The following is a 14238-nucleotide window of genomic DNA, read 5'->3' on the forward strand; positions in this document are numbered from 1 at the left end:
TGTCGATTTGCGTGTGTCGTGACGAAAAAGTTGCCGACAGATGAAACGCGGGAGTGGCGGTCTGGCGGAAATCCATTACAGTGACTTCCAATGCCGCCGAACGGCCGGCGCCATGGCGTCGTGTTCGCAATGACGGCAGTGACATACAGGACAAGGCCGCCGCAGGGCGGCAACCGATGCGGCTTGAAGGAGATTCATGTCGGTTTTGGATGAGTTGGTGGCGGGAGCGGTCGAAGACCAGCGGTCCCGCGAGCAGGAGATCACGCTTGACGAACTCAAGGCGCGTGCGGCAACGATGCCGGCCCCGCTGGACGCCAAGCGATGGCTCAGGCGCGCCGACGGCATCCCGGTGATTGCCGAAATCAAGCGCGCATCCCCGTCCAAGGGTTTTCTGGCCGACATCGACGATCCGGCCGCGCTGGCCCGCGAATACGAACAGGGCGGCGCCAGCGCCATTTCCGTGCTCACCGAGGGCCGCAAGTTCCTCGGCAGCCTCGACGACCTGGACCGCGTCCGTGCCGCCGTCGACATTCCGGTGTTGCGCAAGGACTTCATTGTCAACGACTATCAGGTCTGGGAGGCTCGCGCCCACGGCGCCGATCTCGTGCTGCTGATCGTTGCCGCGCTCGACGACGACAACCTGCAGCACTTGTTGGACCTGACGAACGAGCTTGGCATGACCGCGCTCGTCGAGACGCACACGCGCGAGGAAATCGAACGCGCCATCAAGGCCGGTGCCGACGTCATCGGCATCAACGCGCGCAACCTCAAGAACCTGAAAGTGGACGTGTCCAAGTACTCGGAGCTGGCCGACAACCTGCCGGAAAACGTCATTCGGGTGGCGGAATCCGGCGTGTTCGGCAGCGTCGAAGTCGAGGACTATGCCCGCGCCGGCGCGGATGCCGTGCTCGTGGGCGAAGGAGTGGCGACGGCCGACGATCACGTCCTGGCCGTCGAACGACTGGTGAAGGCAGGAGCAAAGGTGAAAGCATCCGAAGAAACCCCATTGGCGGAACATGAAGGCCCGTATTTCGGCCAGTTTGGCGGCCGCTACGTGCCCGAGGCGCTGATCACGGCCCTCGACGAGCTCGAACGTGTCTACAACGAGGCCAAGGTGGATCCGGAATTCCAGAAGGAATTGAAGCGGCTCAACCAGCAGTATGTGGGACGTCCCTCGCCACTGACCGAAGCGCCACGCTTCGCCGAACGCCTGAAGGAAAAGACCGGCCTGGACGCCCACGTCTTCCTGAAGCGCGAGGACCTCAACCACACTGGCGCCCACAAGATCAACAACGCCATCGGCCAGGCCCTGCTCGTCAAGCGCATGGGCAAGACGCGTGTCATCGCCGAGACCGGCGCCGGCCAGCATGGCGTGGCCACCGCCACCGTCTGCGCGATGATGGGCCTCAAGTGTCGCATCTACATGGGTCAGGTGGACGCCCGTCGCCAGGCTCTCAACGTCGCCCGCATGCGCATGCTCGGGGCCGAAGTTGTCGAGGTCACCCTCGGCGACCGCATCCTGAAGGACGCCATCAACGAGGCGCTGCGCGACTGGGTGACCAACGTCGAGGATACCCACTACCTGCTCGGCACCGTCGCCGGGCCACATCCGTTCCCGGCTATGGTCCGCGATTTCCAGAAGATCATCGGCGAGGAAGCCAGGGAACAGCTGCAAGACTGGTACGGCATCGACCATCCGGACGCCATCTGCGCCTGCGTGGGTGGCGGCTCGAACGCCATCGGCATCATGAACGCGTTCCTCGACGATGATCGCGTCAATCTCTACGGCTTCGAAGCGGGCGGCAACGGCCCCGAATCCGGCCGCCATGCCATCCGCTTCGCGCCGGGCACCGGCGAGCTCGGCATGTTCCAGGGCGCCAAGAGCTACCTGCTCGAGAATAGTGAGGGCCAGACGCTGGATACTTACTCCATCTCCGCCGGCCTCGACTACGCCTCCGTCGGTCCCGAGCACGCGTGGCTCAAGGACATCGGCCGCGTCAACTATTCGTGGGCCACCGACGAGGAGGCCATGGAAGGCTTCAAGGACCTGTGCGAGACCGAGGGCATCATCCCGGCCATCGAAAGCTCCCACGCCGTCGCCGGCGCCTACAAGGCCGCCCGCGATCTGAAGGAGAAGGGTTACGAGCATCCGGTCATGATCATCAACATCTCCGGCCGCGGCGACAAGGACATGAACACCGCCGGCAAGTGGTTCGGCTACCTCACCGACGACCAGGCCAAGGCCCTCGAAGCCAACGGCGCCAGCGGCTCGCAGACGGCCTGAGACGGAAGGATCGTGCAACCAATCATGCAGGAAGTAAACAAAACCATGACCCATGCAACCACCACGCCGTCCGGACAGCCGCTCGGCATCTCCCACAAGCCCAGCCCGTGCCGGCAGCTCTTCGCCGAATTCAAGGCCGACGACAAGCCGGCGTTCATCGGCTATCTGCCGTACGGCTTCCCGAATCCGGAAGTCTCGCTGACCGCGTTCAAGACGCTCGTCGACAACGGCGTGGACATCGTCGAGATCGGCTTGCCGTACTCCGATCCCGTCATGGACGGACCGGTCATCCAGGCCGCCTCCCAGATCGCCCTGAACAATGGCGAGAAGATCGCCGGCGTGTTCAAGGCCGTCGAGACGGTCGCCAACGCCGGAGGCGTCCCGCTCATCATGAGCTACTGGAACCTGATCTATCATTACGGCGTCGAGCGCTTCGCCGCCGACTTCGCCAACGCGGGCGGCGCCGGCCTCATCACGCCGGATCTCATTCCGGATGAGGCGGGGGAGTGGATTGAAGCCTCCGACCGCCACGGACTCGACCGCATCTTCCTGGTCTCGCCGGATTCCTCCGACGAACGCCTCAAGATCGTCGCGAAGAACGCCCGCGGCTTCGTCTACGCCGCCTCCCGCATGGGCGTCACCGGTGAGCAGGCCACGCTGTCCAGCTCCCCGGAGCAGCTCGTCGCCCGCACCCGCGCTGCCGGTGCCGAGAACGTGTGTGTGGGCATCGGTGTCTCCACGCCGGAACAGGGCCGCACTGTCGGCCAGTACGCGGACGGCGTCATCGTCGGCTCCGCGCTGGTCCACACCATGCTGGACGAGCACGGCCATGCGCTGGCCGATCCGGGCGCCGGCCTGACGCTCCTCGCCGAGCGCGCGACCGCCCTGGCCGAAGGCATCCACAACGCCCGCAAATAAACTAGCAGTCATACTCGGCTCTACCTAAAATCGCTAGTATGGGTGGTCGTTGGGTTTGTTTGTGTCCTGTTGCGTTCCTGCGCTGTCAGCGCAGGAACGCAACAGGACAACAGGGCTTCACCGTGAAAACCGTTGAGTACGACCTTTGTTACCTTCTTGCATTCGGGTGTTAGTCTTGGTCGCCGTGGCCGTAGCGTGCCGTGGTGTTGCGCAATACGACGATGGGCTCCATGAGGATGTGGGGTTTTTCGAGTGTGTGGCCCTGGAGGAGCGACAGCACCATCGTAGCGGCGTCTCGTCCCAATTGCACCGGATCCTGACGGATGGTCGTCAGCTCCGCGGCGTCGGCAATGGCCGCGTCGTCGAAGCCGATGACCGACAGGTCCTCCGGTACCCGGATATGCTGGCGACTTAGCTCCTTGATCAGGGCTATGGCCAGCAAATCCGTTTCGACGCACACGGCTGTTGGCCTCACCGGTGAGGCCAACAGCTGGACGGCCAAATGCGCGGCGAGCTCGGCGATGGGCCGGGGATTGACGTCGTTGGCAGTGATGATGGTCGCGTCGTCGGTGCTATATCCGCAGGTCTCCGCCGACTGCAGAAAGGCCTGGCGTCGTTCCGTGGCGTTGTAGACCATGTCCTCCTCGGTGCGGTCGCAGACAAAGGCGATGCGGTCGTGGCCGAGAGCTCGCAACAGCCGGACGGCACGGTCCATGCCGGTGAGGTTGTCGATACCCACCGAGGCGTCGAATCCGCGCGTATGGCCGGGAATGTCTACACCGACGGTCGGCATGGAGACGGCGCTGAGCTGGTCTTCCAGCGGCTCCGTCATCTGGAATGAGGAAATGATGGCGGCGTCGGCATTGCGCATGGTGGGCAGCGACGCGACATAGTTGTCTAGCTCATGGCGCCCCGTGACGCTTGCGGGCGTGATGTCGTACCGCTCGGGCTGGAATACTTCGTAGGCGCCCTGGAGCACTCCGGCGTTGAACCAGCTGCCCAGCGGTCCTGAGCAGAGAAACAGAATGCGGTTGGTGCGTCCGCTGGCCAGCGATGAAGCGTTCTGGGAGAGGGTGAAGTGGAGCGATTCCGCCGCCTGTAGTACCCGTTGGCGTGTGGCAGCGGTGACTTTTGACGAACCATGCAGTGTGCGCGAGACCGTCGCCTGGGAAACGCCCGCTTCCCGGGCGACGTCGGCGATGGTGACATGGGATGACGATGCTGATTCGCGATTCTCGTTGTTCACGCTTTCATCTTATCGAAAGAATTGGAAATACTGAAGACACGCCATACCTCTTCCGCTTTTGCGAACCAGAAATGAAAGCGCTATCATTTCAAGTGCAAGAAACGCAGCCTTGTCGATGGCCGTGAGGCGCGAATAGCTCGATAATCCCTAATTTATGCCGCATGTTTTGTTGCGCCGTAAAATGTAAGCGCTTACATAACAAGGAGAGGACACATAACCATGACAGCACCTTCGACTTTGTCTTCGTCCACCACCGAATCGGCCGTGCAGACTTCGCCCTGGTGGTTGCAGGCCTCCGTCTACCAGATCTATCCCCGTTCCTTCGCAGACAGCACGGGTAGCGGACTGGGCGACCTCAACGGTGTGCGCAGCCGCCTTGACTACCTGCAGAGCCTCGGTATAGACGCTATCTGGCTTAGTCCGTTCTATCCCTCCCAGCTCGCCGACGGCGGCTACGACGTCGATGACCCGCGCGCCGTAGATCCCCGCCTCGGCACCATGGAGGATTTCGACCGACTCGCAGCCGAAGCCCACGACCGCGGCATCCGTGTGATCGTCGACATCGTTCCCAACCACAGCTCCAACCGCCACCGCTGGTTCCTCGAAGCCTTGGCCTCCGCACCGGGTTCCGCTGCACGCAACCGCTACATTTTCCGCGACGGCAGGGGAGAGGGCGGTGAACTGCCACCCACCAACTGGATGGCGTCCTTCGGCGGTCCGGCGTGGACGCGCGTGGACGACGGCCAGTGGTACCTCCACATGTTCACGCCGCAACAACCCGACCTCAACTGGGACAACCCCGAAGTGCACGAAGACTATCTCAAGACCCTGCGGTTCTGGATGGCGCGCCCTGCCCGAAAATCTGCGCGGCTACTACTCCCTCAAGACCCTGCGGTTCTGGATGGCGCACGGCGCCGACGGATTCCGCGTGGACGTCGCCCACGGCCTCGCCAAGGATCTGGACAGGCCCGACCTCGACGACTATGACGTGCACGTCGATGGCGAACTGCCCGATGACGGCAGCTATCCGCTCTACGACCGCAACGCCGTCCACGACATCTACCGGGAATGGCGTCGCGTGCTCAATGAAGCAGATCCGCCGGCCTTTGCCGTCGCCGAGGCATGGGTGAACCCGGCGCGCCAGTATCTCTATGCTTCGCCCGATGAACTTGGTCAGGTATTCAACTTCGAATTCGCCAAGGCCAGCTGGACCTACCACGACATGTTGCAGGCCATCCATGCTGGTCTCGAGGCCGCGGAACGCTCCGGATCCAGCACCACCTGGGTCATGAGCAACCACGACGTCGTCCGCCATGCCAGTCGCTATGGACTGCCGCAGATATCGTCCGCGGATCATCACCAGCTCGCCAAGGACTGGCTGCTCCACGACGGCCATGCTTACCATGAAGACCGCGCCCTCGGGCAACGCCGCTCCCGCGCCGCTTTCCTCATGGAACTCGCGTTGCCCGGGTCGGTCTACCTCTACCAAGGCGAGGAACTGGGACTGCCCGAAGTAGCTGACATACCATGGGACCAGCTCGAAGACCCCACCGCGCAGTTCAGCAAAGGGCCCTACAGCGAAAAGGGTCGCGATGGATGCCGCGTCCCCCTCCCATGGCGTTCCGACGTCCGGGACGAAAAGACGAGCGCCTTCGGCTTCTCTGCGATGTCGCAAGGCGACGAACCCGGCGCCGCGCCCCATCTGCCGCAACCGTACTGGTTCGCCGACTTCGCCGTCGACGTCCAGGACAAAGACAGTAGTTCCATGCTCAACCTCTACCGAAGGGCGCTGGCCCTCCGCCGTCGTCTCAATCCCGACGACCTCAGCCTTGCATGGCATGCACTCAACGGTAGGAGCGGCCAGGCGGACGGCGCCGAAGGACAAGAGGGTGGCGTCATTGCGTTCACCAGATCGAACGGGTGGACGAGCATGACCAATTTCGGCCAGACACCGGTCACCTTGCCCGCAGGCGAGATCGTGCTTACGTCCGCTCCCTTGACGGAAGAGGGTACCCTCCCCGCGGACACGACCGTTTGGCTCCTTCCTAATGCCTAGAACCCTCGACGGATACTGACCGTTACTTCCGTCCTTGGTATTTCCCACCCGCTATTCCCGTCACATCCAAATCCCACCGCACCCAACACCCAATAGGAAAGGACCGCACCACCATGCACCGCCGCACCTTCACCCGTGCCCTTGCCGCCGTACTCGGCGTAGCCATAGCCCTTCCCGCAGTCGCCGCCTGCGGCAGCGATGACGCCGAAGGCCACGTCTACTACCTCAACGGCAAGGCCGAAGTCGTCGACCAGTGGGAACAGCTTGCTTCTCTCTACACCCAGCAGACCGGCGTCAAGGTCGACATCCTCACCGCCACCTCCGGCGACTACAACACCACGCTGCGCACCGAGCTCGGCAAAAGCAACGCCCCTACCATGGTCAGTATCACCGGGTACGACACCTTCAGCACGTTCAGCGATTTCCTCGAGCCCATCCAGGACAGCGAAGCGTACGCGAACCTCACCGAAGCAGGCAAGGAAAATTCCTACAGCATAGGGGAAGATTCCTATACGTTGCCGTACGCCGCCGAATGGTACGGGATCATCGCCAACCGGGCCATCCTCGAGCGCTACGCGGACCAGGACTATGCCGTCATCGACAGCGCGGACGACATCACCGACTACCAGACACTCAAGAACGTCGTCGAATCCATGGACGAGCATAAGGACGACCTCGGGCTCGACGGCGTCTTCGCCACACCCGGCCTGGAATCCTCCGGTACCTACCGGTTTACCGCACACATGTCCCGGCTTCCCCTGTTCTACGAGTACCGCGACCTCGACACCACGTTCAGCGATACCCTGAGCGGCACCTACCTGTCCAATTACAAGGATCTCTTCGACCTGCAGCTGGACCATAACCCCACCGCCTCCAGCATGGTCTCGACCAAGAACTACGACGAGGTCACCAGCGAATTCGCACAGGCTAAGGTGGCGTTCTATCCGAACGGCACATGGGCCTATTCCCAGATCAAGGGTAACGACGTCGATGATGATGACCTTATGATGCTGCCGTACTATATGGGTATCGAAGGTGAAGAGGAGTATGGTCCCGTCGGCATCTACGACGCCAGCTGGGCCGTCAACGCCTATGCCTCCGACAAGGACCGCCAAGCCACGCTGGACTTCATCAACTGGCTCGTCACAGATGAGGACGCCAAGGCCATCATCGCCAAGGATATGGGGTTCGCTGCGCCCTACACCACGTTCGGCGCCGATGAGCAGCCTGACAATCCGCTCGTTGTCAGCGCCAGCGCCTATGGCAAGAATGGCGTCACCGAAGTGCGCAGCTTCACCATCCCCGACCAGCAGTGGCAGGATGACCTCGCCAGCGCACTCATTGAATATTCGCAGGGAACCGGCGACTGGAAGCAGGTCGACGAAGCCTATGTCGACGGTTGGGCCACCGAATGGCAGACCAACGGCGAGGCACTGGACGCGCTGCCGGAAGCGAAGTCCTTTGCCTGACATGTCTGACAGATGGGTGCCGACGGGACCAAATCGGTCCGGTCGGCTACCATCTTGAAACTATGACACTCGCCTACATTCCGTCGCCGACGATATCGCAGTTCCAGCTCGGCCCGTTCACCATCCACATCTACGCGCTGACGATGCTGCTCGGCATTGTCGCGTGTGTCTGGATCCTGACCGTGCGCTGGAAGAAACTGGGCGGCACGTTCGACCAGATCCTCGACACCACGCTGGTTGCCGTGCCGTCCGGCATCGTCGGCGCGCGCCTGTACCACGTCGTCACCACGCCGGAGAAGTTCTTCGGCGCCAACGGCGACTTCTGGGAAATCTTCCGCATCTGGCACGGTGGCCTCGGCATCTGGGGCGCCATCCTGTTCGGCGCGCTTGGCGCATGGGCCTGGTGCAGGCACAGGCACTACCCGATGGCGCTGATGGCGGACGCGATCGCCCCGGGCCTGCTTGTGGCGCAGGCCATCGGACGCCTCGGCAACTGGTTCAACCAGGAACTCTACGGCAAGCCGACCACGCTGCCGTGGGGTCTCAAGCTCAACATGACCGGCTCGGCGATCGGCAACGCCGAGAGCTGCTACGACGGTTCGACCTGCCCGACCGGCACGCTGTTCCACCCGACGTTCCTGTACGAAATGATCTGGAACCTGATCGGCGCCGCGCTGATCGTCTGGATCGGCCGCAAGACCGTCAACAAGCTCAAGGCGGGTTCGCTGTTCGCCCTCTACGTGATGTGGTACACGCTCGGCCGCTCGTGGATCGAGATGCTCAGGATCGACTTCTCCCACGAAATCCTCGGCCTGCGCGTCAACGAATGGGTCTCGATCATCGTCTTCATCCTCGCCGCCGTCGCGTTCATCGTCATCCAGAGACTGTGCCCGTTCACCGACGTGCTGTCGGAGAAACTGCGCGCCGTCACCGAGCTGGAGCGCCGCCAGCTCGCCGAGGAGAACGCGAAGAAGGACAGGCGCGAGCCGAGGAACGAAAAAGTCCAGTTCTCCGACGACCCCGATGCCGGCATGGACGGTGCCCACGATAAGAAGCCCGAGTAGGCGTTCGTCCCTTGCGGTCCATAGAATGGGCCGCATGAAGATTGAAATCGCACCTAGCATCCTGTCCGCCGATTTCTGCAACCTCGAGCGCGACCTCAAGCGCATCGAGAACGCGGATCTTGTCCATGTCGACGTGATGGATCATCACTTCGTTCCGAACCTGACGATCGGCGAGCCCGTCGTCAAGCGCATCTGCGAGGTCACCGACCTCAAGGTCGACGTGCACCTGATGATCGACGATCCGGACCGCTGGGCCCCGGGCTACGCCGAGCTGGGCGCCGATTCCGTCACGTTCCACATGGGCGCCACGCACGCTCCGGTGCGCCTGGCCCGCCAGCTGCACGACATGGGCTGCGAGGCCTGCTTCGCCGTCCGTCCGGCCGAGCCGGTCGAGCCGATCTTCGACATTCTCGACGAGTTCGACACGATTCTCGTCATGACCGTCGAGCCCGGCTTCGGTGGCCAGAAGTTCCTGGCCAACCAGATGGGCAAGGTCCGTCGCCTGCGCGACGAGATCACGCGCCGTGGCCTGAAGACCAACATCCAGGTCGACGGCGGCGTCGGTGTCAAGACCGCGCCGATCGTCGCCGAAGCCGGCGCCAACATCCTCGTGGCCGGTTCCGCCGTCTATGGCGCCGAGAACCCCGGCGACGCGATCAACGAGATCCGCGACGCCGCCGCGGCCGCCTACCGCGACTGACCGCCGTCGCCGCCGGCAGGCGCGGCGACGATCGTTAACGACAATGAAGGACACGACCCATGAAGACGTTTGAATCGCTGTTCGAGGAACTGCGCACGAAGGCCGCCACGAGGCCGGCCGGTTCGCTGACCGTCGACGAGCTGGACAAGGGCACCCATTTCATCGGCAAGAAGATCGTCGAGGAGGCGAGCGAGACGTGGATCGCCGCCGAGTACGAAGGCGCCGAGCGCACCGCCGAGGAAATGAGCCAGCTGATCTACCACCTGCAGGTCATGATGATCGACCGCGGCATCACGCTCGACGACATCTACAAGAACCTCTGATCCGGCCCGTCCAGGGCCTTTTCGGTCGCCGGTCCGCGCCGGCGGCCGTCTTTATACCGTCCCCAGTTCCCAGATCCCGAAGGAGACCACTATGCTCCGCATCGCCGTGCCCAACAAGGGCATGCTGTCCGAACCGGCATGGACCATGCTCGACGAAGCCGGTTACAAGCTGCGCAGCAATCCGCGCCAGCTCGTCGTGCAGGACCCCGAAAACGACGTCGAGCTGTTCTACCTGCGTCCGCTCGACATCGCCGTCTACGTCGGCCGTGGCACGATCGACGTCGGCGTGACCGGCCACGACCTGCTGCTCAACTCCGGCACCGACGCGAAGGAACACATGGCCCTCGGCTTCGGTGGCTCGACATTCCGCTTCGCCGCGCCGAACGAATCCGACATCCGCACGCTGGCCGACGTCGACGGCAAGCGCGTGGCCACGTCGTTCGACAAGCTCGTGCAGGACTACCTGGCCGAGCACGGCATCGATGCCGAGACGATCCACCTCGACGGCGCCGTCGAATCCAGCGTCCAGCTCGGTGTCGCCGATCTCATCGCCGACGTCGTCTCGACCGGCACGACACTGCGCAACGCCGGATTGCGCGTCTTCGGCGATCCGATCGTCCATTCCGAGGCCGTCCTCATTCGCAGCCCCCGCGTCGCCGAGGACGACGAGCGCCTGCAGCGGCTGTCCAGGCGCCTGCAGGGTGTGCTCACCGCGAAACGCTACGTGCTGATGGACTTCGACATCCCGACCGACCACATCTCGGCCGCCGTCGAGATCACGCCGGGCTTCGAGTCCCCGACGATCTCGCCGCTGCACGAGGGCGACTGGTCCGCCGTTCGCGTCATGGTGCCGAAAGCGCAGGTCAACCAGCTCATGGACGCGCTCTACGAAGTGGGTGCCCGCGGCATCATCGTCACGGCCATCACCGCCACGCGCATGTAGTGAATATGCACGGTCATCCTTCAGGATGTTGTCAGGCGGGTGGCCGTGCTTCTATAATCACACCAGAACCCTATCCAATGCGAAGGCTTGACGAAATCCGGTAATGACGAATCATATGGTTGTAGAGAAGAAATACAGTCCGGAACCGCGTGACCTGATCTTCACCGTTCCGAACCTCATCAGCGCATTCAGGATCATTTCCATCCCGATCATCGCCTATCTGGTCACCCGTCACATGATGGTCGCCTCGCTGGTACTTCTCGCCATCTCTGCCGGTTCCGACGGCCTCGACGGCCTCATCGCCCGCAAGTTCAACCAGGTCTCGAAGATCGGCCAGATTCTCGATCCGCTCGCCGACCGCCTGCTGATTTTCTGCTCGGTGCTCGCGCTGAGCATTTCGCATATCATCCCGTGGTGGATGCTCGCGTTCGTCGCCGCCCGCGACATCACGATGGGCATCTTCATCCTGATGCTCGCCCAGCACAACTACGGTCCGCTGCCGGTCCATTTCGTCGGCAAGGCCGGCACCGCCGTGCTGATGATCTCGATCGTCGGCCTCATGGTCGCCGACATCCGGCCGGCGCTGCCGGCATGCCAGCTGCTGCACCTGTTCGCGGTGGCGGCCGCCATCTGGGGCATCGCCCTGTACTGGCTCGCCGGCGCCATTTACCTCAAGCAGGGCATTCCGCTGCTGCGCGACCGTTCCGACCTGCCGGAGCAGGACGGACGCTGACGGCATTCCACGACCGGACCTACGCAGAAGGGCGTTGACATTCCAGTGCACGACGAAGACAGCATGCCGCCGGTCTATCCGGTGTCGCAGACGGACAAGCCCGTCCGCCGGCGCGCCGTATTCTCGCGCGGCGCCTTCGCCGTCGAGGGCAGCCACGTGCAGTCGCCGTCGGCCGGGGACCGCGCGAGCCGGCGTCCGCGGCGTGGCGTCGACGACTCCATGCAGCTCATCGACGACCTGACGAACCGTCCGCTCGACGTGCTGTACACCGATTCGCGCCTGAACACGAAGCCGGATTCGAAGGCCGTCTTCTGGGCCACGCGCATCGTCGTCTTCGTCATCTGCATTGCCGTCGGCTTCGTCTCGTGCCTGTTCGTGCGGTTGCTGCAGTCGGACCCGCGCAAGGAAATCCGCGCGACGCTCGCCTCGCAGCTGTCGGACGCCGAGCATGCGGAAAGCGACCTGCAATCGTCGATCTCGAAGCTTGAGCAGCAGATCAAGGCGCAGAAGGACACCAAGCAGGACACGACGGCCATCGACACGGTCCGCGAGGACCGGATGATGTCCGGCCTGCTTGCCGTCGAGGGTCCCGGCATCTCGCTGTCGCTGGCCGATCCCGTCGACAGCGACGGCACCGTGACGACCGTCATTTCCGACCTCGACCTGCAGCAACTCGTCATGCTGACGTGGCAGGCCGGCGCCGAAGCCGTCGCCGTCAACGGCGTGCGCATCGGTCAGGACACGTCGATCAGGACGGCCGGCTCGCAGATCCTCGTCGGCACCACGCCGGTCGAGAGCCCCTACAAGATCCAGGCGATCGGTGACAAGAACAGCCTCGCCGACTTCATGGGGGAGACGAATCTCAAGTCGCTCTACGACTCCTACGCCAAGCTCGGAGTGACGCTCCAGCTGACGAAATCGAACTCGATGAAGCTTGCGGGCGCCACCGACATCACGCTCTCGTACGCAGAAAAGGAAGAATGATGGCAGCAGTACTCGGTTTGATCATCGGCGTCGTCATCGGCGTCTTCGTCCAGCCCGACATCCCGGTCGTGCTGCAGCCGTACCTGCCGATCATGGTCGTCGCCGCGCTCGACGCCCTGGTCGGCGCGGCCCGCGCCTACTTCGAGCGCAGCTTCTCGGACAAGGTGTTCGTCATCTCGTTCTTCTCGAACGTCATCACGGCGACGCTGCTCGTGTTGCTCGGCAACCAGCTCGGCGTCGGCTCGCAGCTGTCGACGGCCGTCATCGTCGTGCTCGGCATCCGCATCTTCTCGAACGTCTCGACGATCCGTCGCTTCATCTTCAAGGGCTGAGGGGAGAATCGATGGCAGATTTCCTCAACGACGATTTTCGCGATCCCCGCGGCGCCGGCCAGACCGGCGACGATTCGCCCGACAACGCCGGCTACTCCTACAATCCGAACGATCCGCTGCGGCCACCCAGGCCCCGCGACCTGCATCTCGACCACCCGTTCCACCACGGCGAGCACGAGAAGCCTGCCGAGCAGCGCGACGCCAATCACGCCGCGAAGGGCGGCCACGGCCCGTTCGTCCACCATGTCGCCGAGACGCATGCCGGCGGGTCCGGCGACGACACGGCGCCGACGAGCGAGAACCTGCCCGTCATTCCGGTCGTCAACGCCGAGCAGCGCGCCCGCGACCGCAAGAACGACAAGACGGCGACCGGCGCGTTTCCCGTCGTCCACAAGAACCGGCGACAGTCCGGCAAGCGCCGCGGCAAGTCGCGCCAATGGGGACGCGCGAAGGCCAACGGCGCCAAGCCGGCGCTGCTGTCGGTGCGCGGACGGTCCCTCAAGGCGAAGCTGATGTCGTCGATACTCGTCGCCGTGCTGTGCGCGCTGCTGGCGTACGGCTACGTCATCCAGCTCAACAGCTCCGACCTGTCCTACGAGACGATGTCGGAAACCGAGCTGACCAGGTTGCTCAGCGAGACCAGCTCGCAGGTCACGGCGCTCGAGGAACGCAAGAACGAGCTGTCGAGCCAGCTGACCAAGCTGCAGGAGGCCGCCGACCAGGAAGCCGAGGCCGAGAAGATCGCTCAGGAGAACGAGGAGGCCAGCGGCATCATCTCCGGCAGGCTGCCGGCGCAGGGCGAGGGCATCATCGTCCATATTTCCCAGGGCACGACGAAGGACATCGACGCCGCCACGATGTTCAACCTGATCGAGGAGCTGCGCAATGCGGGCGCCGAGGTCATCGCGCTGAACACCGTCAGGATCGTCACGTCGTCGTATGTCACCGAGGACGCCGACGGCGGCCTCGAATGCGACGGCGTTACGCTGAGCGCGCCGTACACCGTCAAGGCGATCGGCGACAAGGACAACCTCGAGAACGCCGTCAACATGGCCGGCGGCGTAGGCTCGCAACTCTCCGTCAAGTTTGGTGCTACTGTAACGATAGAGGTTCCATCGACCGTGAAAATCACGGAAGTACAGGAAGCCACCGACTATAAGTACGCAAAGATTGTAGAATAGCGAAT

Annotated in this window: 14 protein-coding genes; 13 read left to right on the forward strand and 1 reads right to left on the reverse strand. The window is 63.3% G+C overall.

All coding sequences use genetic code 11. The features are described from left to right. Window positions 1-196: 196 nt before the first annotated feature. Both F6S87_RS00210 and trpA read left to right on the forward strand, forming a co-directional pair. Entirely contained in the window at window positions 197-2284 is a 2088-nt protein-coding gene (locus F6S87_RS00210; protein ID WP_163226685.1) for a bifunctional indole-3-glycerol phosphate synthase/tryptophan synthase subunit beta, read from the forward strand. A gap of 45 nt (window positions 2285-2329) precedes the next feature. Next, complete coding sequence (gene trpA, locus F6S87_RS00215; RefSeq protein ID WP_163226686.1) at window positions 2330-3202, forward strand: tryptophan synthase subunit alpha; 873 nt, start codon at window positions 2330-2332, stop codon at window positions 3200-3202. Between the two features lie 169 nt (window positions 3203-3371). Here trpA and F6S87_RS08845 read toward each other — a convergent pair whose 3' ends face one another. Beyond that, a complete protein-coding gene (locus tag F6S87_RS08845; protein ID WP_163226687.1) occupies window positions 3372-4448 on the reverse strand; it encodes a LacI family DNA-binding transcriptional regulator in 1077 nt (358 codons plus the stop codon). A gap of 219 nt (window positions 4449-4667) precedes the next feature. Here F6S87_RS08845 and F6S87_RS08905 point away from each other — a divergent pair, with 219 nt between their 5' ends. From F6S87_RS08905 to F6S87_RS00270, 11 genes are all read left to right on the forward strand, one after another. Further along, window positions 4668-5435: an alpha-amylase family glycosyl hydrolase gene (locus F6S87_RS08905; RefSeq protein ID WP_407925095.1), complete on the forward strand. Its 768-nt coding sequence runs from the start codon at window positions 4668-4670 to the stop codon at window positions 5433-5435. Next, the gene (locus F6S87_RS08910) at window positions 5377-6504 is read left to right on the forward strand and encodes an alpha-amylase family glycosyl hydrolase (protein ID WP_407925096.1); all 1128 of its coding nucleotides are present in this window, start codon (window positions 5377-5379) and stop codon (window positions 6502-6504) included. The genes F6S87_RS08905 and F6S87_RS08910 overlap by 59 nt, the downstream gene beginning before the upstream one ends. Window positions 6505-6617: 113 nt before the next feature. Then, a complete protein-coding gene (locus F6S87_RS00230; RefSeq protein ID WP_163226688.1) occupies window positions 6618-7973 on the forward strand; it encodes an ABC transporter substrate-binding protein in 1356 nt (451 codons plus the stop codon). 62 nt (window positions 7974-8035) lie between these two features. Then, a complete protein-coding gene (lgt, locus tag F6S87_RS00235) occupies window positions 8036-9037 on the forward strand; it encodes a prolipoprotein diacylglyceryl transferase (RefSeq protein ID WP_163226689.1) in 1002 nt (333 codons plus the stop codon). Window positions 9038-9071: 34 nt separating this feature from the next. Next, window positions 9072-9737, forward strand: coding sequence for a ribulose-phosphate 3-epimerase (gene rpe / locus F6S87_RS00240; RefSeq protein WP_163226690.1), 666 nt, complete (start codon window positions 9072-9074; stop codon window positions 9735-9737). Window positions 9738-9796: 59 nt separating this feature from the next. After that, window positions 9797-10060 (forward strand): phosphoribosyl-ATP diphosphatase, encoded by a 264-nt coding sequence (locus F6S87_RS00245; protein WP_163226691.1) that lies wholly within the window; start codon window positions 9797-9799, stop codon window positions 10058-10060. Between the two features lie 91 nt (window positions 10061-10151). After that, window positions 10152-11003 (forward strand): ATP phosphoribosyltransferase, encoded by an 852-nt coding sequence (gene hisG / locus F6S87_RS00250; RefSeq protein WP_163226692.1) that lies wholly within the window; start codon window positions 10152-10154, stop codon window positions 11001-11003. 103 nt (window positions 11004-11106) lie between these two features. Continuing rightward, window positions 11107-11736 carry a CDP-alcohol phosphatidyltransferase family protein gene (locus F6S87_RS00255; protein WP_163226693.1) on the forward strand — a complete coding sequence of 210 codons (630 nt, stop codon included), beginning with the start codon at window positions 11107-11109 and terminating at the stop codon, window positions 11734-11736. 45 nt (window positions 11737-11781) lie between these two features. Beyond that, complete coding sequence (locus F6S87_RS00260) at window positions 11782-12720, forward strand: DUF881 domain-containing protein (protein ID WP_331270738.1); 939 nt, start codon at window positions 11782-11784, stop codon at window positions 12718-12720. Then, window positions 12720-13052 carry a small basic family protein gene (locus F6S87_RS00265; protein ID WP_163226694.1) on the forward strand — a complete coding sequence of 111 codons (333 nt, stop codon included), beginning with the start codon at window positions 12720-12722 and terminating at the stop codon, window positions 13050-13052. Before F6S87_RS00260 ends, F6S87_RS00265 begins: the two co-directional genes overlap by 1 nt. 302 nt (window positions 13053-13354) lie before the next feature. Then, window positions 13355-14233: a DUF881 domain-containing protein gene (locus tag F6S87_RS00270; RefSeq protein WP_231129348.1), complete on the forward strand. Its 879-nt coding sequence runs from the start codon at window positions 13355-13357 to the stop codon at window positions 14231-14233. Window positions 14234-14238: the final 5 nt, after the last annotated feature.

This window comes from Bifidobacterium choloepi, assembly GCF_010667615.1.
Lineage (GTDB): Bacteria > Actinomycetota > Actinomycetes > Actinomycetales > Bifidobacteriaceae > Bifidobacterium > Bifidobacterium choloepi.

Bases quoted from the DNA above. Each gene is read 5' to 3' on its own strand.
- F6S87_RS00245 (WP_163226691.1), top strand. From the start codon at position 9,797: ATGAAGACGTTTGAATCGCTGTTCGAGGAACTGCGCACGAAGGCCGCC.
- F6S87_RS08905 (WP_407925095.1), top strand. From the start codon at position 4,668: ATGACAGCACCTTCGACTTTGTCTTCGTCCACCACCGAATCGGCCGTG.
- trpA (WP_163226686.1), top strand. From the start codon at position 2,330: ATGACCCATGCAACCACCACGCCGTCCGGACAGCCGCTCGGCATCTCC.
- F6S87_RS00255 (WP_163226693.1), top strand. From the start codon at position 11,107: ATGACGAATCATATGGTTGTAGAGAAGAAATACAGTCCGGAACCGCGT.
- F6S87_RS00210 (WP_163226685.1), top strand. From the start codon at position 197: ATGTCGGTTTTGGATGAGTTGGTGGCGGGAGCGGTCGAAGACCAGCGG.
- F6S87_RS00265 (WP_163226694.1), top strand. From the start codon at position 12,720: ATGGCAGCAGTACTCGGTTTGATCATCGGCGTCGTCATCGGCGTCTTC.
- hisG (WP_163226692.1), top strand. From the start codon at position 10,152: ATGCTCCGCATCGCCGTGCCCAACAAGGGCATGCTGTCCGAACCGGCA.
- F6S87_RS00230 (WP_163226688.1), top strand. From the start codon at position 6,618: ATGCACCGCCGCACCTTCACCCGTGCCCTTGCCGCCGTACTCGGCGTA.
- lgt (WP_163226689.1), top strand. From the start codon at position 8,036: ATGACACTCGCCTACATTCCGTCGCCGACGATATCGCAGTTCCAGCTC.
- rpe (WP_163226690.1), top strand. From the start codon at position 9,072: ATGAAGATTGAAATCGCACCTAGCATCCTGTCCGCCGATTTCTGCAAC.